This window comes from Vulgatibacter sp. (genome assembly GCF_041687135.1).
GTDB lineage: Bacteria > Myxococcota > Myxococcia > Myxococcales > Vulgatibacteraceae > JAWLCN01.
The window spans coordinates 97,052-119,179 of the sequence record NZ_JAWLCN010000009.1 but is presented as its reverse complement, the minus strand read 5'-3'; the positions used below and the strand labels follow the sequence as shown (position 1 = coordinate 119,179).

At 71.7% G+C, this 22,128-nt stretch carries 13 protein-coding genes; 5 read left to right on the top strand and 8 right to left on the bottom strand.

Annotated elements, in window-relative coordinates; all coding sequences use genetic code 11:
• On the bottom strand, nt 1-933 hold the full coding sequence (gene uvsE / locus ACESMR_RS18625) for a UV DNA damage repair endonuclease UvsE (protein ID WP_373048616.1): 933 nt from the start codon (nt 931-933) through the stop codon (nt 1-3).
• Nucleotides 934-1,000: 67 nt separating this feature from the next.
• Between uvsE and ACESMR_RS18620 the strand changes: the two genes are divergently transcribed.
• Nucleotides 1,001-2,062 carry a hypothetical protein gene (locus ACESMR_RS18620; protein ID WP_373048615.1) on the top strand — a complete coding sequence of 354 codons (1,062 nt, stop codon included), beginning with the start codon at nt 1,001-1,003 and terminating at the stop codon, nt 2,060-2,062.
• Between the two features lie 63 nt (nt 2,063-2,125).
• Here the strand turns inward: ACESMR_RS18620 and ACESMR_RS18615 are convergent, their stop codons facing one another.
• A complete protein-coding gene (locus ACESMR_RS18615; protein WP_373048614.1) occupies nt 2,126-2,848 on the bottom strand; it encodes a transposase in 723 nt (240 codons plus the stop codon).
• A gap of 487 nt (nt 2,849-3,335) precedes the next feature.
• On the opposite strand from ACESMR_RS18615, the gene ACESMR_RS18610 reads away from it, so the two are divergent.
• Together ACESMR_RS18610 and ACESMR_RS18605 are read left to right on the top strand one after the other, a co-directional pair.
• On the top strand, nt 3,336-5,324 hold the full coding sequence (locus tag ACESMR_RS18610; RefSeq protein WP_373048613.1) for an MASE1 domain-containing protein: 1,989 nt from the start codon (nt 3,336-3,338) through the stop codon (nt 5,322-5,324).
• Nucleotides 5,325-5,445: 121 nt separating this feature from the next.
• Nucleotides 5,446-9,303 carry an SNF2-related protein gene (locus ACESMR_RS18605; RefSeq protein ID WP_373048612.1) on the top strand — a complete coding sequence of 1,286 codons (3,858 nt, stop codon included), beginning with the start codon at nt 5,446-5,448 and terminating at the stop codon, nt 9,301-9,303.
• Between the two features lie 47 nt (nt 9,304-9,350).
• Here ACESMR_RS18605 and ACESMR_RS18600 read toward each other — a convergent pair whose 3' ends face one another.
• The 3 genes from ACESMR_RS18600 to ACESMR_RS18590 are packed head-to-tail and all read right to left on the bottom strand — an operon-like array spanning nt 9,351 to nt 16,183.
• The gene (locus tag ACESMR_RS18600) at nt 9,351-12,068 is read right to left on the bottom strand and encodes a choice-of-anchor D domain-containing protein (RefSeq protein WP_373048611.1); all 2,718 of its coding nucleotides are present in this window, start codon (nt 12,066-12,068) and stop codon (nt 9,351-9,353) included.
• The gene (locus ACESMR_RS18595; protein ID WP_373048610.1) at nt 12,065-15,124 is read right to left on the bottom strand and encodes a MopE-related protein; all 3,060 of its coding nucleotides are present in this window, start codon (nt 15,122-15,124) and stop codon (nt 12,065-12,067) included. Before ACESMR_RS18595 ends, ACESMR_RS18600 begins: the two co-directional genes overlap by 4 nt.
• A gap of 60 nt (nt 15,125-15,184) precedes the next feature.
• On the bottom strand, nt 15,185-16,183 hold the full coding sequence (locus tag ACESMR_RS18590) for a hypothetical protein (RefSeq protein ID WP_373048609.1): 999 nt from the start codon (nt 16,181-16,183) through the stop codon (nt 15,185-15,187).
• Nucleotides 16,184-16,519: 336 nt separating this feature from the next.
• Between ACESMR_RS18590 and ACESMR_RS18585 the strand changes: the two genes are divergently transcribed.
• Nucleotides 16,520-17,524 carry an MBL fold metallo-hydrolase gene (locus ACESMR_RS18585; RefSeq protein WP_373048608.1) on the top strand — a complete coding sequence of 335 codons (1,005 nt, stop codon included), beginning with the start codon at nt 16,520-16,522 and terminating at the stop codon, nt 17,522-17,524.
• Here ACESMR_RS18585 and ACESMR_RS18580 read toward each other — a convergent pair.
• Genes ACESMR_RS18580 through ACESMR_RS18570 form a run of 3 tightly spaced genes read right to left on the bottom strand, consistent with a single transcriptional unit; the run spans nt 17,521 to nt 20,864 of the window.
• A complete protein-coding gene (locus ACESMR_RS18580) occupies nt 17,521-18,135 on the bottom strand; it encodes a hypothetical protein (protein WP_373048607.1) in 615 nt (204 codons plus the stop codon). The genes ACESMR_RS18585 and ACESMR_RS18580 overlap by 4 nt on opposite strands.
• On the bottom strand, nt 18,132-18,713 hold the full coding sequence (locus tag ACESMR_RS18575) for a hypothetical protein (RefSeq protein ID WP_373048606.1): 582 nt from the start codon (nt 18,711-18,713) through the stop codon (nt 18,132-18,134). The genes ACESMR_RS18580 and ACESMR_RS18575 overlap by 4 nt, the downstream gene beginning before the upstream one ends.
• A gap of 33 nt (nt 18,714-18,746) precedes the next feature.
• Nucleotides 18,747-20,864 (bottom strand): S8 family serine peptidase, encoded by a 2,118-nt coding sequence (locus ACESMR_RS18570; protein ID WP_373048605.1) that lies wholly within the window; start codon nt 20,862-20,864, stop codon nt 18,747-18,749.
• A gap of 154 nt (nt 20,865-21,018) precedes the next feature.
• Between ACESMR_RS18570 and ACESMR_RS18565 the strand changes: the two genes are divergently transcribed.
• Nucleotides 21,019-22,086 (top strand): branched-chain amino acid aminotransferase, encoded by a 1,068-nt coding sequence (locus ACESMR_RS18565; RefSeq protein WP_373048604.1) that lies wholly within the window; start codon nt 21,019-21,021, stop codon nt 22,084-22,086.
• The last annotated feature ends 42 nt before the right edge of the window (nt 22,087-22,128 follow it).

Genomic DNA, 22,128 nt, shown 5'->3' with positions numbered 1-22,128 from the left:
TCAGGGGGCCGGGGCTTCGGCCTCGGCCTCCGGCGGTGTCGCCCCCTTGCCGGCGAGGCGCCGCAGCGCGAAGAGCGCGCGGTCCTTCTCCTTCGCCTCGAGCATGAAATCCGCCGGCTCCTCGAGGGCGTCGAGCACGTCGTACCAATCGGCGGCGGAGATGAAGTCGGCGTGGGCGCCGGGCTTGCCGCCTGCCTTCTGCGAGGCGAGGTGGTATTTCGGCCGCAGCCCGATCGCGCGCCAGCTCTGCGCCGAGAGGCGGAAGAGCTCGCGGGTGGTGAGGGGCGGCTCGCTGCCCTTCACGTTGTTGTGGAGGTTGTCGGCGAGGAAGGGGAGCCGGTGGGCCTGCGCCAGCGGGTGGACCTCCCGCGCCGTCCACACCCTGCAGTCGTGCTCGATGGCGATGCGGCGTCTGGCGTCGTCCGGCATCTCGCGGAGGAAACGGTCCGCGCTGCCCAGCGCCGTCTGCCGATCCGGCGCGGCGCCGCCGAGGTGGAGCACCACCCTGCCGTGGCCGTCCTGGCCGAGGAGATCGAGCACGCGGGTGGCGTAGCGCAGCTCCTCCACCGCGTTGGCGCGGACCTCGGCGCGGGCCGAGGCGAGCGAGGCGCCAGCAGGCGAGGGGTGCAGGGAGAGGCGCTGCCCCGAACGCTCGGCGACGGCGGCGCAGCGATCGAAGCCGCGGCGGAAGGTCTTCCACCATTGCAGGCGGTTCACCGGATGGGAGGCGAAGGGCACGAGGGCCGAGGTGATCCGGTAGACCTCGATGCCGTAGGCCTCGTTGAAGAGGAGGATCCGCTCGAGCTCCTCGAGGTTCTGCTCGATCAGCGCCTCGAGCCGCTCGGGCGTCGCGTTGGCGAGGCGCGTGGTGTGGCTCGCGCCGATCCCCAGGGTGAGGCAGTTGGCCACGTAGCCGAGTCGGTAGGCGTCCATCGCCGTTCACGGTGGGGCGTCGCGGCGCGGGGTGCACGCTGGCGGGAGCATGGCGAGATCGACGGCCATGGACGCGAACTGGCCCGCTCCTCCCGCGGCGATCGAGGCGGCCCGCGCCTTCCTGCGTGGTGCGGCGGCGGGCAGCCCCGTTGTCGTCCCCGACGGCGACGTGGACGGCCTCAGCTCGGGGCTCATCGCCTGCCGCACCCTCGAGCGCCTCGGCGCAAAGCCGGTGGTGATCCACCCGGGCAAGGGAGAGCACGTGCACACCGGGGCAGTGCGCGAGCGGATCCGCGCCGAGGCGCCGGACGCCGTGCTCGTCTTCGACCAGGGGAGCCGCGGCCTGCCCATCGACGCCGGGGCGAAGGCGCTGGTGGTCGACCACCACCAGCCGGTGCGCGGCCTGCCGCCGGATGCCGTGATCGCCAGCTCCTTCGGCCACGAGCCGGTGGCCAATACCTCGTGGCTCACCTTCGCCATCTGTGACGGCGTGGCCGACTGTCGTGACCTGGCGTGGCTGGCGATCCTGGGGACGGTGGGCGACCTCGGCACCGAGTCGCAGATCCCCGGGGCGAAGGAGCTGCTGCGGCGGGTGGGCGTCACCGCGGTGCGGGAGGCGGTGGCGCTGCTCAACGCGCCGCGAAGGCACGGCGCTCACGACGTGGCGGCGGCGTGGTCGGTGCTCGCTGCGGCGACGGGCCCCGCCGACATCGCGAAGGGGCGCGTCCCCGGCGTCGAGCTGCTGCAGCGCTACCGGGCGGAGGTGCGGGCCGAGGTCGATCGCTGCGCGAAGACGCGGCCCATCGTCGCGGGCCAGGTGGCGCTGCTGGCCTTCCGATCGCCGGCGAAGGTCCACCCGCTGGTGGCGGCGCGGTGGACGCGGCGCTTTCCCGACGCGATCGTCATCGCCGCCAACTACGGCTACCTGCCCGGCCGCGTGAACTTCGTGCTGCGGAGCGCGGCGCCGATTGATCTGCTCGCCTGGCTCCACGGCCTGGGCGTGCCGCTCCCCGGCGACGCAGGCTACGGCCATGCCCGCGCCACCGGCGGCAGCCTGCCCGTCGATCGCTTCGAGGAGCTGCTCGCCGCAGCCGGCGTGGGTGCGGCGCCGGCGGGCTTGTCGGTGTGAGGCGCGTCGGCGACGTCTGCCGCGCATGCTGGACATCGAGCCTGGTCGCGGCTCGTGCGCTGGCTATGCAGGAAACGCGAACGTCGGCGCGGCACGCCTCGGCCTGGCGCGCCGCCAGCCCGTCTCCAGCAGCCAGCTCACGGGCGGCGCCACCGGTGGGCTCCCGTCGTCGAAGGTGCGCCACCACGCCGTTTCGTCGCCGAGCTGCTCGTGCGAGACGGCGAAGCGATCCACGTAGCGCGAGACGGGCCGCCCCTGCCGCTGGGCATGGATGCGCGTGTTGCCGAGCACGTAGTCGATCGCGTTGCGGGCCTCGGTCGGCGAGCCGAGCGCATGGCCATGGAAACGATCCGCGAAGACCTTCCCCGCGCGCCCCATCAGCCGGTTGAGGCCACGCGCGATCCGCACCCCGAGCCCCTGCATCGCGCTCGAGAGCGCCTGTGCCCCGCTCGCCTCGACGATCAGATGCAGGTGGTTGCCCTGCACCGAGAAGTGGGTGATCCGCGCCCCGAAGCGCTCCACCGCAGGCCGGAAGGCGCGGAGCAATACGCGGAAGCTCCGCTTCGACTGCATGCTCCAGACGTGGTCGAGCACCCGCCACGTGACGAGCACCGGATGGTCTTCCCCCAGCACGGGCCGCCGGCGGTGCTTCACCTGCGGCCGCGGCGCGACGCGTTTGCGCCCCGCCCCTTTCCGCTCCCCGCCGTGCGTGAAGCGCTTCTGCAGCGGCAGGTCCTGCTGGCCCTTCTTCCTGCTGCGCCGCTTCTTTCCCAGAACCCGTGCCATCACCGCCCCCACGGTTGAATGGGCATAGAATCCCACAGCGGCTGATCGGTGAGTAGACCCCAGCTGGGTCAGCACAGGGTCCAAACCGGATAGATCAGTGACAGATCAGCCGAGGCCCGATCGGTTGGACGTGACCCATCGGCCCACCGAGAACCGTGACACTCCGATTCTCAGGCCCACAGACTTCCGTGACACTGCGGGGAGCAGAGATGCCGCGAAGGAACGGCAGGGCGCGCCGGCGCATGCTGGTCCAGACCCGTGGTTGCCCCCGCCAGGCGTGGCGCTCACCGGTGGCGTCACGACATTCACCGCGGCGCGCGCCAGCGCCACCGCATCCGCGGTGACGTTGCGTAAAGCGAGGGAGCGCCGCCGCAGCGAATCCTCGGCATACGAAGCGCCGCCACGCACGCCGAACGAGGGCCCGCCTGCCTCCCGGCCACCCCTGTGCACGCGCAGAGCACAGCCTTTTCCGCTACAACTGCACGCGATGCGGCTCGACCTTGCCGGGCTCCCGATCCAGCTGCTGCGCGGCCTCTTCGTCACCCTTCTCTACGTGCTGGGGGCGCGGCTCGGCCTTGCCATCGCCGCCGTCACCGAGCAGGCGAGCCCAGTCTGGATCCCCACCGGCGTCGCAATCTGGGCGACCTTCCGCTTCGGCCCGCGGATCCTGCCCTTCGTCTTCCTGGGCGGGCTGATCGGCTCTCTGAGCAGCGGCTCGCCGCTCCCTCCATCGCTCTTCATCGGCGCGGGCAACACCCTCGAGGCCTGGCTCGCGGCCACCCTCCTCCGCCGCCACGAATTCCGCGAGAACCTCGCCCGCGTCCGCGACGTGCTCGTCCTCTGGCTCGCAGGCGGCGTCGCTGCCGCTGGCGCCTCGGCCCTGATCGGCGTCGGCAGCCTCCTCGCCTTCGAGCGCACCACCCTCGCGCTGGCGCCGAAGGCCCTCTGGGTCTGGTGGCTCGGCGACGCGATGGGCGCGCTGGTGGTGGCGCCCTTCCTCTTCGCCTTCCTCCCCGCCGCCCGCGCCGGCCACTTCCGGGGCAAGGGGAAGGAGCTCCTCTCCCTCACCCTCACCCTGGTGGCGGTCTGCCTCGTCGTCTTCGGCAGGGCCTTCGCCGGCGAGGAACCGGTCTTCTCCCAGGGCTTTCTCCTCTTCCCGGTGGCGGTCTGGGCGGCGCTGCGTTTCGGACCGCCGGGCGCCGCATTCGCCACCTGCGCGATGTCGACCCTCACCGTGCTCGCCACCGCGATCGGCCGCGGCCCCTTCGTGGCGCAGGTCGCCCTCGAGGGCGTGGTGGTGCTCCAGCTCTTCGTCGCGGTCCTCGCCCTGACGGCGCTCCTCCTCGCGGCGGTCTCCACGCAGCGGCAGGTCGCCGAGCAGCAGCTCGTCGCCTCCGAGCGCCTCGTCTCGGTGGGCATCCTCGCCGCGGGCGTGGGCCACGAGATCAACAACCCGCTCACCTTCGTGATCTCCAACCTCGAGCTCCTCGAGCGCGAGCTGCCCCGCGGCAACGAGCGCGCCAGGGAGATGCTGCGCGACGCGCAGTTCGGCGCCGACCGGGTGCGCGGCATCGTCGGCGACCTCCGCGTCTTCGGCAGGGACAACGCCACGCTCGACGAGGCGGTCTCCCTCGACGCGGTGGTCGGCTCCGCGATCCGCCTCGCCGGCCGGGAGGTGGCGAGCAGGGGCAGGCTCACCAGTGACCTCGGCGATCCGCCGCCCGTCGCGGGAAGCCAGGCGCAGCTCGGGCAGGTGGTGTTGAACCTCCTCCTCAACGCGGCGCAGGCCCTGCCCGAGACGGGAGGCTCGATCCGGATCTCCACCGGCACCGCCCCGGACGGCAGGGCGCTTCTCGAGGTCGAGGACGACGGCTGCGGGATCCCGAAGGAGCTGCACGCCCGGATCTTCGCCCCCTTCTTCACCACCAAGCCGGTGGGCCAGGGCACGGGGCTCGGCCTCTCCATCTGCCAGAAGATCGTGGCAGACCACCGCGGCGAGCTCTCGGTGCGGAGCGAGCCCGGCAAGGGGACCACCTTCCGCGTGCTCCTCCCCGCCCTGCCCCGGCCGACGCCGCAAGAAGCAGCGCCACCGGCAGATGCACCGACCCAGCGCCGCGGCCGGGTGCTCATCGTCGACGACGAGGTGCGCCTCGCCCAGTCGATGCGCCTGCTCCTCGAACCGGAGCACGAGGTGAAGGTCCTCCACTCCGGCGAGGAGGCGCTCGACGCGCTCCTGGGCGGCGAGGGCTACGACGTCGTCTTCTGCGACCTCCACATGCCCGGCCTCTCGGGGATGGACGTCCACCGGCGGCTGCAGGCGGAGGCGCCGCAGATCGCCTCCTCGCTCATCTTCTTCTCGGGTGGCGCCTATACCGACGAGGCCCGCAGCTTTGTGCAGGCAGTCGGAAATACCGTGCTCGAGAAGCCCGTCCGCCCGGGCAGGCTCCTCGAAATGGTGCAGCGGGCGCTGCGCTGAAGGCCGTGCCCCGGCAGAAATGGCGGCGCGCCCCGGTTCCCCTTCGATTGCGCAACGCGGCGGCTTCGGTTGCCCCGGCGATCGCTCGCCGGTACCTTGCGCGGTTCGCTCCGGAGCCCTGTTGATCCCGTCGTCCACCATCCTCGAAGAGTGCCGGACCCTGCTCGAGCTGGGTCGGGCTGCCCGTTCCCTGGGCCTCGCCAGCGCCCTCGACGAACCCCTCGGCGCCCTCGCGGCCCGTGGCCTCACCCCCAAGGCCGCCTCCCTCCTCGCCCAGATCCTCGGCAATGGCGACGGCCGCACCCTGGGCGACCTGCTCTCCCAGGGCCCCGCCGAACGCTTCCTGCTCCAGCACGCCACCGGGCGGATGCGCAACCAGCTGCTCGAGGCGGCGCGGCGCAGGCTCCTCGACGCGCTGGCCGATCGGCCCCGTGCACAGGGCGGCACTCCCCTACCGCCCCTCCCCGCCGGCGACGAGGCGCTCCGCGACTGGGCCCGGAGGACGGAGAGCGAGGCCCTCCTCTCCGCCCCGGCGACCGTGCTCGGCGACGTGCTTCCGCTGGGCGTGCTCGACACCCTCGCCCGCTGGAACGCCGCCGCGCGCATCGGCGATCTCGCGGTGCAGGGCGCCCTCGAGCACACCGGCGCCGGCACCGAGCTCGGCACCTCGGGCCGCGAGCTGCTCCGCACCGCCGCCTGGCGCTGGCTGGTGGAGGAGGCGGAGGCCCGCCGCCGCGGCCTCCTCGAGGAGGATCGTCCCCTCGCGATTCCCGATGAGCCCCTCGGCGCTGCCCTCTCCGAGAAGCTCCTCGCCCTGCGCCGGTCGATCCGCGCCGAGGTCCAGCCGCGCTCGGGCGCTCGCCCCCTCCTCGACTTCGAGGCGGATCCCCCCGCCTTCGTGGCGGAGGTCGAGCCGAAGATCTTTCCCCCGCAGCGCGGCAAGCTGGCGCAGGTGCGCCTCGAGCTCGCCGGCTGGGAACGCACGCCGCCCAAGGTGGTCTGCAGCTGCGGCAAGGCGAGCTGCGTCCACGGCCTCACCACCGTCGATGCGGTGCTCCACTTCCTCGGCGATCCCACCGCTGCAGGCGCGCGCGCCCACGTGCTCGAGGAGCTGGCCCTTCCCGATTGGCAGCGGGCGCTGCGTGCCCTCGATCGCTGGCAGGAGCAGCGCGGCAAGGTCGCCGAGGAGCGTGAGGAGGTGCGCCTCTCCTGGCGGCTCCACCTCGACGTGACGTGGCAGCTGCGTCCCTGGCTCCAGAAGCGCAACAAGCGCGGCTGGTCCGCCGGCAGCCGGGTGACCTTCCGCGAGCTCGCCGACCGCCTGCCCGATCTCACCGAGGCGGATCGCCGCGCCCTCGCGGCGCTGGTGCCCGGCGATCTGCGCGACGCAGGCGCCGTCCCCGACGCCCTCCTCGCCCCGCGCGTCCCCGCAGCGCTGGCGCAGCTCGTTGGCCACCCACGGATCTACCTCGGCCACGTGGACGAGCCGATCGACGTGCGGATCGCCCGGATCGGCCTGCGCGCCGTCGAGGTGGTGGGCGGCGTCGATCTCCAGCCCACCGTCGGCGACGACACCCTCTCCTTCGAGCGGCTGCAGCGCCTCATCGGCCGCACCGAGAACGGCGGCTTTGCGGTCCACGTCGAGCGCAACGCCAGGCGCTGCATCCTCGTGCCGGTGGACGACGAGGCGATGGAGCTCCTCCGGATCCTCGACCGCCACGGCGCCCACTTCCCGCGGGAGGCGATGCCCGAGCTCCTCGCCCGCACCGCGCCGCTGGAGGAGAAGCTCCAGGTGGCGCTGCCCCCGTCGCTGCGCGGCGAGGAGGTGGAGCCCCACAAAGATCTCGTCCTCCGTCTCGCCCCCCACGACGGTCCCGGCCTGCAGGTCGACGTGCGCGTCCGCGTGCTGCCCGGCGCTTCGGCGTGGCCTCCCGGCGAGGGGCCGAAGGAGGTCGCGGCGGCGATGGGGGGAAAGCGCTTCTTCGCCCACCGCCACCGCGCCGCCGAGGCCACCTGGGTGCGGGAGCTCCTCGCCACCCTGCCGATCCGCCCCGACGCGGAGGAGGAGCCCTTCCGCTTCGTCCTCGACCGCGGGGAGGAGGCGCTCGATCTGCTCGCCTGGCTCCAGGAGAACGCGCCGCCGCGGGTCTCGGTGGAGTGGCAGGCGAAGAAGCGCGCGGTGCGCCGCGTGGGCGGCAGGGATCTGCGGGTGCGGGTCGAGCGCGCCCGCGACTGGTTCGGCGTCGAGGGCACCCTCTCCGTCGACGGCGAGCAGGTAAAGCTCGCGGTGCTCCTCGACGCCGCCCGCTCCGGCGCGCGCTGGGTCGAGGTCCGCGACGGCCTCTGGGTGCAGCTCGAGAGCGAGCTCGTCGACAGGCTCCGCAACGCCGCCGACCACCTCGCCGAGAAGGGCGGCAGGCTCCACGCCGGCATCGCCGCGGCGCCGGTGCTCGAATCCCTCGGCGAGGCCGCCGGCGAATTCGAGGCGGACGGCTCGCACCACGAGCTGCTCGGCAGAATCCGCAGCGCGGGTGCGCTCGATCCGCAGGTGCCGGCGGGGCTGCAGGCGGAGCTGCGTCCCTACCAGGCCGAGGGCTTCCGCTGGCTCGCGCGCCTCGCCCATTGGGGCGCAGGCGGCGTGCTGGCCGACGACATGGGCCTCGGCAAGACGGTGCAGGCGCTGGCGCTGCTGCTCCACCGCGCGCCGGAGGGGCCGGCGCTCGTGGTGGCGCCCACCTCGGTCTGCGGCAACTGGATGGCCGAAGCGTCGCGCTTCGCGCCTTCGCTGCGCCTCACCCTCTACCGCGACCTCACCGACGCGCGCCGCGAGGAGACCCTGGCGAGCTTGGGCGCCGGCGACGTGCTGGTGGCGAGCTACGGGCAGATCGCCCGGGATCCGACGCGCTTCGCCGCCCACCATTTCGCCACCCTCGTCCTCGACGAGGCGCAGGCGGTGAAGAACCCCGCCACCCAGCGGGCGAAGGCGATCCGCGGCATCGACGCCGCCTTCCGCATGGCCCTCACCGGCACGCCGCTGGAGAACCACCTCGGCGAGCTCTGGAGCCTCTACCACGTCGTCTTCCCCAGCCTCCTCGGCGCCTGGCAGCGCTTCCGCGAGCGCTTCGGCCTGCCCATCGAGCGCAGCGGCGATCGCGAGCGGCGGCAGGCCCTCTCGCGGCTGCTCGCCCCCTTCCTCCTCCGCCGCACCAAGGGCGAGGTGGCGAAGGAGCTACCGCCGCGGATCGAGGTGCAGGTGCCGGTGGAACTCTCCGCCGAGGAGAAGCAGCTCTACGAGGACGCACGCCTCGCCGCCATCGGCAGGCTCGCCGGCGTCGACGGCGCAGGTCCCGACGGCGTCTCGCCGCTCGAGGGGCGGCGCTTCGAGGTGCTCGCGGCGATCACGCGCCTGCGCCTCTGCGCCTGCAACCCGCGCCTCTACGACGAGAGCTCGACCATCCCCTCGTCCAAGCTGGACCGCCTCCTCGACCTGGTCGAGGAGCTCCGCGAGGAGGGGCACCGGGCGCTCGTCTTCAGCCAGTTCACCCGCCACCTGGCGCTGGTGCGCGAGGCCCTGCGCGAGCGGAAGATCCGCCACCTCTACCTCGACGGCCAGACGCCGGCGGAGGAGCGCGACGCGCTGGTCGCCCGCTTCCAGGCAGAGGAGGCGGACGTCTTCCTCGTCTCGCTCAAGGCAGGCGGCACCGGCCTCAACCTCACCGCGGCGAGCTACGTCATCCACCTCGATCCCTGGTGGAACCCGGCGGTGGAGGATCAGGCCACCGACCGCGCCCACCGCATCGGGCAGGAGAAGCCAGTGACGGTGCTCCGGCTCATCGCGAAGGGCACGATCGAGGAGGCGATCCTCGGCCTCCACGGCGACAAGCGCGCGCTCATCGCCGGCGTCCTCGACGGCGGCGCCGACGGCCGCGTGGTCGGCGCGGAGGAGCTGCTCGAGCTGCTCCGGGCGCAGCCCGCCTGAAAGCGGGGGCACGGGAGCGACTGCAGGCAGCCGCTCCCGTGCGCGCCTCACGGCAGGAGGAGGAACTGCGTTCCATCGGGGACGAACGTGCAGCTCGTCCCGGAGGTGAACTGCACCTGCCCGATCACCACCGCCTGCTGGGGATTGGTCAGCGTCTCCTGCTGCTCGGCCACCAGCGTGCCGCCGCAGAAGATCCGCGTGGTCACCTGCTGGCTCGGGTTCCCGTTGGCGCTGTCGAACCAGTGAACCCCCAGCGAGTACGCATGGCTCGTGCTCGGCGCTTCGATCCCGACCTGCTCGGGCCCGACGCCGACACGATCGTCGCGGCCGATGAAGGGGTCGTCGCTGCGCGTGGGCTCGTCCCACGCAGGGGCGACGTTGCCGAAGAAACAATCCCAGGGGTCGGAGAACCAGCTCGTCTCGTCGTCCGCAGGGCCTGCCGACGGGTGGAGCAGGTGGATGTCCAGATCGTCGACGCCGCTCCAGGTGGTCTCGACGAAGAAGGCGGGGAGAGGCTGCGCGATCACCTGGGTGTCGCAAGCGCTGGTGCGCCCCGCATCGTCCGCCGACATCCGCAGGGTGTAGGTCCCCACGCGGTCGGGCTGGAAGCGCGCGGTGCAGGCGCCGAGGCTCGCAGGCTGCGCCGCAGAATCCGGCGGGCGCAGGATCGTGCTCCAGGTGCAGCCGAGCTCGCTGCCGTCCGCTGCGAGGGCCGTCCCGTGCAGCATCGCGGTCGTGTGCACGTAGACCGTCTGCGACGCCGGGCAGGCCACCTGCGGATCGAGGCAGCCGCCCTCGCAAGGCTGGTCGACGCCGCTCCCGGCGATGGGGACGAGCAAGGGCTCCGGCACATCCCGGAACCAGAGCTCGAGTTCGCCAGCATCGGCCTCCGGCACCGTGGGCGAGAACGCGAGCGCGAAGGAGGCGGAGCCGCCGCTCGCGATCGACTGCGGCAACGCCTGCCCGTCTGCGCGACCGAAGGGCGCACCGGGGACGACGAGCGAGCGGAGCTCGAGCCGCCGCACGCCGCTGTTCTGCAGCACGAACGAGCGCAGCGCCGTGGTGCCCACGGGCACCGCGCCGAACTCCACCGGATCCGGGGATACGGCAAGCCCCAGGTCGAGCGCCAGCCCCGAGAGCGGCACCTCGCGCGTCGGCGAGCCGGGTGGCGAGGTCTCGAAGCGAAGCATCGCCTCCTCGGGCGAGAGGCGGCTCTCCGACGGCGCGAACCGCACGGCGATCTGGCCGACCTCACCTGGCGCTACCGTGAAGAGCTCACCGGTGTCGTCCGGCAGAACGAACGAGCCGTGCGGATCGTCCTCGATGCGCGCCGCCCACAGGTCGCAGGCGCTCGTCCCCACGTTGTGCAGGCGCACGAGGCGCTCCACCGGCTCGCCCGCCCCCACCACACCGAAGCGCACGGATCGCGGAACGACCTCGAGATAGCACGGGTCATTCTCGACGATGGCTGCGGCAATGGGGATCCGCAGGCCCACGCCGGTCTTGTTGGTCTCCACCACCAGCTCGGTGGAACGATAGCCGTGGGCGGCGATGGAGAAGCGCACCTCCACCGGTACGGCGGCGTCCCCGGGGCGCACGGGAAGCGCAGGTACGTCGGGGAGCGAAAAGCCCGTCGCGCCCTCGAGCGCGAGCCCGGTGATCTCCAGGTCGCTTCCCGCAGAGGCGGAGAAGACGACCATTCCGCTGAGGGTGGCGCCAGGCGCGCCAACGCCGAGGTCCAGCGCGTCGGGGGTGGCGAGGAGCAGGTCGTCCTCCGCCCGTCCGGTGAGCGGAATGTCCCGGGCGATGCCCCCGATCTGCAGCCGCAGGCGCGCCTCGTGATCGCCGGCAGCGGTCGGAACGTAGGTGAGCGGGATGTCCACGTGCGCCGAGGGAACGAGCGGCGTTCCCACCGCAGGCAACTCGGCGGTGAAGGGCACCGCGCCACCGGCCACCAGCTCTGCCGAGACGAACTCCACCGGATAGGCGCTGTCGTTGCGCACGCGGAGCGAGCGCGGGATCGTCGAGCCGACCGGCCAGGTGCCGAAATCGACCTCGCCGGGGAAGAAGCGGAGGAACTCCGTCGCGCCCTCGCCGCGCAGCCGGACTTCCTGCTCCGCGCAGTCGGCGCACGGCCGGACGAAGAGTCTCGCCTGGTCCAGGCTGGCGAGGAGCGGCGCGTAGGCCACGTCCACCGACCGCGACTCCTCGGCGCCCAGGTAGAGCGTCGGAGCGACGGAGAAGAACTGGCCACCGCTCCCCTCGATCCGCAGGGAAAGCGCCAGAGGCGCCGCCGCTTCGTTCTTGAACTCCAGCGCTCTCCTCGCCACGGTGCCGACACCGACGAGCCCGAAGTCGAGGCTCGCCTCGACCTCGACCCGGGGCGTCGTTCCGATCCCCCGAACCGGCAGCGGCAGCACGACCTCACCTGCACGCAGCCGCAGCTCCGTCTCGTGAGCGCCATCCTCCGTCGGCGCGAAGACGACTGGCAGGGCGACCGTTGCGCCCGCCTCGACGTGGAGCGTCCGCACGGTCGCGTCGTAGGCCGCCGCTGGCTCCACGACCACGTCCACTGCAAAGGCCGAGGCGTTGTGCACCGCGGCTTCCCGCTGCGCCCGCTCGCCCACGAAGACGGCGCCGAAGTCCAGCACCTGCGGCTGCACCTCGAGCTCGGCAGGCAACACCTCGATCTGGTCGTCACCGCAGCCGGTGGCGGCGAGGGCGAGCACCACGAGCCAAAGGCATCCTGCGACGGTCGCTCTCATGGCCGGCTCCATCCGAGTTCGATGTTGCGGACGTAGGGCCTCGCCATCGTCGCGCCCGAGCGCAGCACCAGCTCGACCCGCGCGAAGCGCCTGCCCTGCCCCTCGCAACCGTTCAAATCGATGGGCGGGCTGCTGAACGGCCCGCAGGTGATGGGCGCCCCGTCGAACTCCGCCTCGTTGTCCGCAAAGGCGACGTAGGCCTCCACCGCCGTTCCGGTCGGCACGTACTCCTGCCAATCGAGGCGCTGCCAGAACGTGCCGGGGTAGATGCTGTCGACGATCTGCGACCAGCGGCCCGTGGATGCCAGGCGGCGGCGGTAGGCCGTGCCGAAGACGTCGGAGGAGATGGTGGGCCGGTAATCGGGAACGCAGATCTGCAGCCAACCCCCGGTCTGTGGGTCGTAACGCCCGAGTGCCGGAACATAGGTCAAGTGACCGCAAGCACCACTAATCCAAAGCCTGCCGAGCGGGTCCTCCTCGAGAAAAGGGTAAGGGTTCTGAGCTTCGAGCTCAGGGGGAATGTCGATCTCGCCCACTACTCCAGTTCGCGCGTCGATCGTATGGATGGCAAGGTCGCTGTTTGGGGCCCAGCCGCGGAGCATGAGGTACTTTCCGCCAGCCAGCAGCACGGGGCACTCGCGCTTGATTGCTGCGGGCACCTGCACGACCACCTCGTGCAGCAGGCCCTCATCCCGCGTCGCATAGGGCGGCTCGGGAGGCGTGGCGACGAGCTCGGGCGAGACCCTGGAGAACGAGTACAGCCAGTCGTCCGCGGCCAGCGTCTGCGCGCGATCGACCCTCGACTCGATGTACTCGAATGCGAGCGTTCGGGTATCCAGGCGGAGGAGGTGTGGATTGGCGCCCCCAGTCTCGGCGGGGCCGCTTCCCCACAGCGTCCCGCGGCTGTCGATCCGGATCACCATCGGTGCGACCGGCAACTCGAGCCCGGTCTCCAGCGGGTCCCCCGGTGCCAGGTCGATCTCCCAGCACTGCGGTACGCCGTTCGGCCACGGCGTTCCGTCGGGTTGGAAGAGGTGCACGCGCGAGGGATGGAATTTGTGGAGGTGGCGCCTGGCGACGTAGCCGAACGCCGGCGGCTCTGGTGTGCGAATCCCCTCGAACCCGGCGGCCACCCAGATGAAACCCGCTGGGTCTGCTGCAATCCCCTGGACACCGCCGACGATGTCCACCTCGCACAGGACGTTCCCGTTGCGGTCGACGTGATAGAGGAGGGAGAGCTCCTCGTGGTAGGTGTACGTCGCCGGCGCCCACCTGGTGTCTGTTCCGGCCCAGACCGAGTTGTCCGGCATCACCTGCAAGCGTGCGCCCGGAGGCTGGATGTTCGCCCGGCCCGTCAAGGGCACCGACCAGACGAGCTCACCCGTCTCGATGTCGTATTTGTCTACGCCGAGGCCGTACGTGTACATCGCGAACTCGGGTAGCCCCACACGCTTGTCGGTGTCGATCGTGACGATGCTCGGGTCTCCATCGAGCGGCGCGAGCTGCTGGCAGCTGCGCCCTTCCGCAGCGTCGCAAGCCGCGGGACTGTCGAAGCGGCCAACGGAGCACGGCGGGTCATCGCCGCACCGGCCACACGCGTTCACCACGCCGTCATCCACCAGCCCGTTCCCGTCGTCGTCGACGCCGTTACACGTCTCGGGTACCGGCGGCGCCGTCACGCAGCCCGGGTCCTCCAGCTGACCCTCGCCGCCCAGGCCGTTGCAGTCGCTGTCGACGCCGTCGCCGCAGATTTCGGCGCCGGGTAGGACGTCGCCGATGCACGGTCCCCAGACCAGTCCGGCGGCGTGCTGCACGCCATCACGGCAGGCACCGACGGTTCGCGTCGATGCGGGGCCGCGGTAGCAAGCCTGCTCCGTGCCGTTGGCTACGCAGAGCTCGTCGACGCCGCCGTCGCAATCATCATCGAGTCCGTTGCCGCATCGCTCTTCCGCCCCCGGAGCGCAGAGCGCACCGACGACGCACCGCTTGCCAGTGGCACCGTCCGCTTCGTCGATCTGCCCGTCGCAGTCGTCGTCCAGGCCGTTGCCGCAGATCTCGAGTCCGGGAAGCACCTCCCCCTCGCAGGCCCCCCAACCGGCGCTCTCGCAGGACGTCCGGCCGCCGCGGCAGATCCCCACCCCCAGCGTATGCGGCGGACCGCTGTAGCAGGGCTGATCGCTGCGCCCCTCGCAACCCAGGAAGGCGCACGGGGTTTCGAAACCACAACCTGCGTGCGGCACGACGGCGCCCCCTTCGTCCACACCACAAACGCAGTCCGCGCCGCTGCACCGCTTCACGCAGGTGATCGCCGGATCGACGGCGTGGCAACGCCGCTCGTCCGTGGCGCAGCCGGCCAGGCCTTCCGACTCCACGCAACCGAACGAGTGCGGCACGGGACCGATCGAGCGCTCCCCCGTGGCGGGATCCTGGGTGCAGCAGGCGAGCCACGAAGGCTCGGGGGCGGCAGCGTCGACGCCCGCGCAGGTGAGGTGGCAGACGGCGGGATTGTCGGTGACGCCGTCGCAGTCGTCGTCGAGGCCGTTACCGCAGACCTCGGGCTGCGGCGCCCCGCAGACCCCGCAGGCGCCGAGTCGCTCACCGTCTGCGGCGCCATCGCAGTCCTCGTCCAGGCCGTTGCAGACGTCCTCTTCCGGGCGAGCGGTCACCGCGTCCGCGCACGCTCCCCATGCTCCATCGCTGCCGCAGATCTGGTGGCCGTCCGTGCACGCACCCACGTGGCGCTCCGATTCTGCCCCCGGGAAGCAAGAGCGCACGTCGCCTGGCACGCAGGTACAGTCCTCGTCGACCTGGCCGTCGCAATCGTCATCAACGGCATTGCCGCAGATCTCCGGCGCCTGTGGCGAGATGGCGGCGTCGTCATCGTTGCAGTCGTCCCCGCCGCACCGACCCGCGATGGCGCCATCGCCATCGCGATCGCACTCGAGCGCAGGGGTCGGGCTGCCACCGGCACCGCCCGTGCCGACGCCGGGGCGTTCGTCTGTCCCGCAGGCAGTCGCGAGGAGGATGAAGGCGAGACAGTGCACCCGCATCAGCATGGCGCCCTCCGAGGTAAAGCGGGGCAGGCGGAACGATCCACCTGCCCCGGATCTACTGCGCTAGATCGCGCTCAAGTCCAGATCGACCATCCACATGTCGACGCCATCCGTCGAGTAGACGATCCGGTCGTCCAGGATGTCGTACGGAGGGTTGTTGGCTACGTCCGGCGGAGTAACGGGAGCCCACGTCGCCACGGAGTAGTACGCCGGGCCCCAGCGCCCGCCGACCTTCGCGACGAAGATGCCGTCCATGACGATGCCGGTGTTGTTGGGGTCGCAATCGTCACCCCAGAACACGACGAGTTCTCCATTGGCCCCACCAAGACGCGGGTGCTGCACCGAGGAGCACCACGACGGAGCAATCGCGATCGGGTAGGCGGGGAAGAGGAAGTTCCGGACCTCGATCAGCCGCGTCGCGGGCGTGACTGCGTCGTACGCGATGAGGTCACCGACCCTGTGCGGCCGGTAGTACTTGGTGGTGCCGGCGGGCACCACGGTGGTGAAGGTGTTGGTGGTCACGTCCACCATCTTGATCGCCCCGTTCTCCTCGTAGGCGATCTTCCCCTCCCACACCGTCGGCCGCGTCTGGTCGTTCGAGACCGGCAGGTAGGCGTGCTGCTGCGTGTCGATGTTGTAGAAGGCGATGTCGGTGTCGCCCGTCGACCCGTCGTAGCTCTGCCAGGCGATCCACGAGCCGGCGATCGCGGGGAAGTCGTCGAAGACGTTGGTCCTGGACGGGAGTACGGTCAGCTCGAGGTCGGTGCTGCGATCGTTCGGGGGGCTGTCGGGGTACTTGGCCCAGACGATGTCCGAGTACCCGAGACGGTAGTCGGCGTAGACCACGTTGCGACCCGAGCCATCCGGATTGACCGGCTCGTGGAGCTCGGGGGAGAGCCAGCTCTTGTCGAGGGTGGGAACCGCCTCGATGCCGAGCATGCCCCAGCCGATGCCGTCCTCGCGCGTGAAGACGCCGGCGTAGCTCCCGTTGCTGGGATGCTCGGCGACGGTAGGGGTGCCGTCCCAGCTATCGGACGAGAGCAGAAGGGGCGGGCTGTCCACCGGCACGCTCGTCACCTGTGCCTGGGCGGTTCCCGCCGTGGTCACGGCGAAGAGAGAGAGAGAGAGAGAGAGAGAGAGAGCCTGCTCAACATTCAGTTCATCCTATCGTCGAGCCCGAGGGGCGGTCCTCGGGCAGGCGGCGAGTTGCGCAGCCCAACGAGGGAGACGCACCAGCGTAAAGTTTCCCTTCACAGAGGAGAACCTCCGTACACTTCGAGCGCCTGAATTTGTCCTCCCGTCAACAGTTCTAGCGGTCGCCCGGTCCGCCGCCCCGCATCGAGCGAGCGCCCGGAGCGGGTCCCGAACGATGGCCCCGCTGCACAGCTTCGAAGGGCGATGAAGAAACGGATCCTCTTCGGGAGCGCCGTCGCTGCTGGGGCGGCGCTCTACCTTGCAGGCAGGCAGCAGGGACTCGAACGCGGGCGCTTCCGGCCGCTCCAACGGGAGGAGACGGGCGGCTTCCTCGACGCGCTGCGCTGGCTCGCCACCCGCAAACCGGGCCCCTGGGAGAAGGACGAGGCGCTGCAGCCCGGCCCACCGCCACCGCGGCACGTGGAGGGCTCGGCGCTGCGGGCCACCTTCGTGGGCCACGCCACCGTGCTCCTCCAGACCGAGGGCATGAACCTCCTCACCGATCCGATCTGGTCGGAGCGGGCGAGCCCCCTTCCCTTCGTCGGACCTGCGCGGGTGCGGCAGCCGGGGATCCGCTTCGCCGATCTGCCGAAGATCGACGCGGTGCTGATCAGCCACGACCACTACGACCACTTCGACCGGGAGACGATCCGCAAGCTGGCGGTGGTCCACCGGGCGCGCTTCTTCGTGGGCCTCGGCAACGGCGCGCGCCTGGCGCGGCAGGGGATCGAAGCCCGCGAGATGCATTGGTGGGAGGAGGCGCCGCTGGGCGATCGCCTGCGGATCGCCTGCGTCCCGGCGCAGCACTTCAGCGGCAGGGGGATCCTCGATCGCGACTCGACGCTCTGGTGCGGCTTCGTGATCCGCGCGCTCGCGGGGCCGATCTACTTCGCCGGCGACACAGGCTTCGGCGATCACTTCGCCCAGATCCACGAGCGCTACGGGCCCACGCGCCTCGCGCTCCTGCCGATCGGCGCCTACGAGCCGCGGTGGTTCATGAAGCCGGTGCACATCTCGCCGGAGGAGGCGGTGCGCGCCCACGAGCTCCTCGGCGCCCACGCCAGCCTCGCCATCCACCACAGCACCTTCCCCATGGCCGACGAGGGGCGCGACGAGGCCGCTGCGGCGCTGCAGCAGGAGGCGCAGGCGCACCGCGCCCGCTTCCACACCTGCCTGCCCGGCGGCGTGCTCGAGCTGCGGGGCGGTTAGGGATCGAGGATGATGCCGACCCGCAGACCGAGGGCGCGATCGCTGCGCGCCTCGTCGTAGTTGGAGCCCTCGTCGCTGGAGATCCAGCGGCGATCGAATTCGAGGAGGAGCTCGAAGAACGCGCTCTGCCGCACGGGGAAGGCGAGGCCGAGATCGCCGCCGACGGCCCAGGTGCGAAACGACGACAGCGATCCCAGCTGCTGCCGCGGGCCGAGCGCCTGCTGCTCCAACTCGCCCGCCTCGAACCCGCCTTGCACCGCCGCGACCAGCGCCACCGCGGGACCCACCGGCAGGTAGAACGCAGGCCCCACGAAGGCGCCGGCACGCCAGGCGTCGCTGCGCAGGCCGGTGCGATCGTCCTCCTCCCACGTGGTAGCGAAGAGCGGCTCGAGCCGGAGCCCGACGCCGTCGCCGAGGAAGAGCGTTGCGGAGGGCACCACACGTGCGTCGCGGCGGGTGAGCGCCTCGCCTTCGGGCGTCTCCCAATTCGACCAGGTGAAGCTCCCCCCTCCGCCGAGCAGCAGCGTTCCCGCCTTGCCGAGGGGCGAGCCTTCTGCGGCGTTGGCGAAGCCGGGAAGCAGCAGGGCGAGGAGCAGAACGAGCCGCCTCACAGGATCACCGCGAAGCCGAGGCCGATGCCGGCGTTGGAGGCCGTCGCTTCCGCAGCGGGGAGGCCCTTGAAGCCGTACTCGAGCTCCACCTGCTCCCAGGTGGCGAGGAGTTCGACGAGGCCCGCCTCACCCACGGCGATGGCGAGGCCGCCGTCGGCGTGGAGGGAGAGGCCGAGGATGTCCTGGCTGGGGAAGAGCGGCGCCCGCGCCAGCACGGTGCGCGAGGTGATCGAGACGCCGCCTGCCAGGCCTGCGGTGAAGAAGACGGGAGCGGCGAGCGGCAGGTAGAGCCGCGGACCGATCCGCGCGCCCCAGGTCTCGGTGGAGACCCGCTCGGTTGCCGACTCGGAGTCGGCGAGGCCGAAGCTCGGGCCGAATTCGATGGCGAGGTAGCGGACGGGAAAGGTGGCGAAGCGGGCCGCGAGCGAGAAGCTCGACGAGCTGGCGCCGCCGTCGGAGATCGACGTCCCCGACCAGCTCAGCGCCCCACCGAGGATCGCCGTGTCCGGCGCTGCCAGCTCCGCGGCACCTGCCAGCGAAGGCAGGTAGAGCGCGAACAGGGCTGCGAGCAGGCGCATCGGGACTCCGGGCACGTGGTGTGCCGCGGACTATCACCGATGGGTGGCGCTGCCCGCAACCCTCCTGCGCCTTCGCAGCGCGACGAGCACCGCGGCGATGCCGGCCACCGGGACCGCCCCGCCGCCTGCTGCGCCGCAGCCGGCGGCGTCGCCGATCTCCCGCGCCACCTGCTCCACACGATCCGGCGGCGCCTCCGGCGGGATCTCGGCGCGCCCGCCCTCGCTCGCCCCGCGGATCGAGCCGATCGCCGCGACCGCGAACGGCCTCGTTCCCTCGGGCACGTTGGCGCCGCGCACGCGCAGTTCCCAGGTGCCGGCCAGCGCCGCCGGGAGGCGCACCACCTCCTCCACGTTCTCGCGATCCCACGCGCCGCCCGGCACCGAGGCGCCGTCCTCGAGGGCGTTGCCGCGGTAGCTCGTTCCATCCGGCGCCACCAACTCGAGATCGAGATCGTCCACCAGCGCCCGGGTCGCCCCCGACACGCCCGGTGCATCGGTCCAGGCGAGCGCCACCTGCAGCGCCGCGCCCTCCTCCACCTCGAGGGTGAAGCGCGCCATCTCCCCCAGCGCCACCGGCTCGCCCTCTTCGGCGATCCAGAGCCGCTCGCCGTCCGCCTCCCCCGCGAAGAAGAGCGCGCGGCCGAGATCGATCCTGCCGAAGCCCTGGCCGTTGGAGGGCACGCCGCCCTCCCCCGCCTCCGCGCCGAGCGCACCCGCGCCAGCCACCAGCACCGCGCGCAGCAACGCGGCGCTGGGCGCGAAGCCGTCGCCGGCAGAGGCAGCGCCGGTGGGGTAGTAGCCCTCGGTGAAGTATTGCCGCGCCAGCGCAGCGGCCCCTGCGGCGATCGGCGTCGCCATCGAAGTGCCGCTCTTCGAGGTGACCGAGCACGCCTCGCCGGCAGCGGCCGACCAGATCTCCTGCCCCGGCGCCACCAGCGTCGGCTTGATCCTGCCGTCGGCAGCGGGGCCGCGGCTGGAGAAGTCGGTGATCGCCGCGGCGCGATCGCCGGTGCCCGACGCGCCCACCGCGATCAGGTTCTTCGCCACGGCGGGGCTGCCCACCGATCCCGCGGTGGGGCCGTCGTTGCCATTGGCGGCGAGGACGAGGAAGTCGGGGTGGGCAGCGACGAAGGCGTCGAGGGATCGCGCCGTCGGCCCGTAGATCGAATTGCCCGAGCCCCAGGAATTGGAGTGGATCCGCACGCCGGCGTCGTAGGCGGGCTGGAAGAGCCTGCCCAGGTCCCGTGGGATGCCGTCGAGGGCGGTGCCCGCCTCCGAGCCCACGTCCTGCACGTAGAGCGCCGCGGCAGGCGCCATGCCGTCGTAGCTCTCGGCGACGCCGTTGGCGAAGCGGTCGCCTGCGATCGAGGCGGCGACGTGGGTCCCGTGGCCGCTCTCGTCGCGCGCCGCCCCCTGGTAGGCGACGAGCTTGCCGCCCTCGAAGAAGCAGGAGCTCTCGTCGACGCCGCTGTCGGCGACGCCGACGATCTGCCCCTCGCCGCGCAGCTCCACCGGCCGGCTTTTCGCGTCGGCGCTCCCGAGGACGAAACGCGCCTCGTCGTTCTGCGCCTCGAAGCGCGGCGTCTGCTCCACGAAGCGCACGGCGGGCTCTTCTGCCAGCGCGTCGATCCGATCGGACGGCACCGAAGCGCGGAGCAGCCAGTCGGCAGGCTCCTCGGTGAGCAGGCCGCCTGCCGCGGCGATCGCCGCGACCGCCGCCTCGCGATCGCCGGGCCCGCCGATCTCCACCAGCACGTCGAGGCGCTCGCTGCCTTCCATGCCGAGCAGCCGGGGATCAATCCGCCAGGAAGGCTTCTGCCCCACCACCGCCCGGATCGCCGGCAGCTCGCCGAGACGGAGCGCCTGCTCGCTCGTCGCCTCGACGAGAAGCGCGTTCTCCGGGAAGTAGCCGCGGACCTCGATCCCCGCCGTCTCCACCGCCGTGCGCCACTCGGGCCGCACCCTGCCGTCGAATTGCACCAGCAGCGGGCGCTTGCCCGGTCCCACGGACTCCAGGCGAGCCGCCATGGGATCGACAGGTCCCTCGGTGGTGAAGAGATGGCGGCTGCGCCATTCCTCGTCGTCCATGGGGTTCGCGCAGCCGGCCAGGAGCAGGCCGGCCAAAGCCGCCGCGGAGGCGGTTCGGATCATCGGGACCTCAACAATTTGCGAAATGCCGGGGAAAACCCGCCCCTGCGATGTTCACATTCCGAGCAGAGGACGCGGGCGCTTGACCTGCGGCCCCCTGCGGCCCTACATGGGCGGCAGCCCGACAGTCCGGCATCAACACGGCGAGGAGACGACCATGGCCGAAACCCTTCGCATCGAGCGCACCACGACGCCCCGCGCCCGTCCGAACGAGACCGATCTGGGCTTCGGCCGGCAGTTCACCGATCACATGCTCGTGGTCGAATACGACGAGGGCCGCGGCTGGCACAGCCCGCGGATCGTCCCCTACGGCCCCATCGCGCTCGACCCCGCCGCCGCGGTGCTCCACTACGGCCAGGAGCTCTTCGAGGGCATGAAGGCCTTCCGGGGCAAGGACGGCAACGTCCGCCTCTTCCGGCCCGACAAGAACTGCCGCCGCATGAACGAGGGCGCGGCGCGCCTCTGCATGCCGGAATTCGATCCCGCCTGGATGGAGGAGCTCATCACCGAGCTCATCCGCGTCGAGGAGGATTGGGTTCCGCGCTCGCCCGGTACCGCCCTCTACATCCGGCCGACGATGATCGCCACCGAGCCCTTCCTCGGCGTGCGTCCCTCGAAGAAGTACACCTTCTTCGTGATCCTCTCGCCGGTGGGCTCCTACTTCTCCGGCGGCATGGCCCCGGTGAAGATCTGGGTGGAGCCGAAGTACGTGCGCGCCGCCCGCGGCGGCCTCGGCGCGGTGAAGACCGGCGCCAACTACGCCGCCTCGCTCCTCGCCGCCGAGCAGGCGAAGAAGGCGGGCTACGCGCAGGTGCTCTGGCTCGACGCCGCGGAGCACCGCTGGTTCGAGGAGGTCGGCACCATGAACCTCTTCGTGAAGATCGGCGACGAGATCGTCACCCCACCCCTCGGCGGCAGCATCCTCGACGGCGTCACCCGCGACTCGGTGATCACCCTCCTGCGCGACTGGGGCATGAAGGTGGTCGAGCGGCCCATCGCCATCGAGGAGATCGCCACCTCCTTCAGCAGGGGCGAGCTCCACGAGATCTTCGGCACCGGCACCGCGGCGGTGATCTCGCCGGTGAAGGAGCTCGCGTTCCGCGGCGAGAGCTTCGTCGTCGGCAACGGCGAGATCGGCCCCGTGGCCCGGCGCCTCTACGACACCATCACCGGGATCCAGGCGGGCACCCTCGCCGATCCGCACGAGTGGGTGCGCTCGATCTGATCGGATCGACAGGCAGCACGATGCGGGCGTCGCCTTCCGGTG

Coding starts and splice junctions, on each gene's coding strand:
- uvsE (WP_373048616.1), bottom strand. CDS start 933: ATGGACGCCTACCGACTCGGCTACGTGGCCAACTGCCTCACCCTGGGG.
- ACESMR_RS18620 (WP_373048615.1), top strand. CDS start 1,001: ATGGACGCGAACTGGCCCGCTCCTCCCGCGGCGATCGAGGCGGCCCGC.
- ACESMR_RS18615 (WP_373048614.1), bottom strand. CDS start 2,848: ATGGCACGGGTTCTGGGAAAGAAGCGGCGCAGCAGGAAGAAGGGCCAG.
- ACESMR_RS18610 (WP_373048613.1), top strand. CDS start 3,336: ATGCGGCTCGACCTTGCCGGGCTCCCGATCCAGCTGCTGCGCGGCCTC.
- ACESMR_RS18600 (WP_373048611.1), bottom strand. CDS start 12,068: ATGAGAGCGACCGTCGCAGGATGCCTTTGGCTCGTGGTGCTCGCCCTC.
- ACESMR_RS18595 (WP_373048610.1), bottom strand. CDS start 15,124: ATGCTGATGCGGGTGCACTGTCTCGCCTTCATCCTCCTCGCGACTGCC.
- ACESMR_RS18585 (WP_373048608.1), top strand. CDS start 16,520: ATGAAGAAACGGATCCTCTTCGGGAGCGCCGTCGCTGCTGGGGCGGCG.
- ACESMR_RS18575 (WP_373048606.1), bottom strand. CDS start 18,713: ATGCGCCTGCTCGCAGCCCTGTTCGCGCTCTACCTGCCTTCGCTGGCA.
- ACESMR_RS18570 (WP_373048605.1), bottom strand. CDS start 20,864: ATGATCCGAACCGCCTCCGCGGCGGCTTTGGCCGGCCTGCTCCTGGCC.
- ACESMR_RS18565 (WP_373048604.1), top strand. CDS start 21,019: ATGGCCGAAACCCTTCGCATCGAGCGCACCACGACGCCCCGCGCCCGT.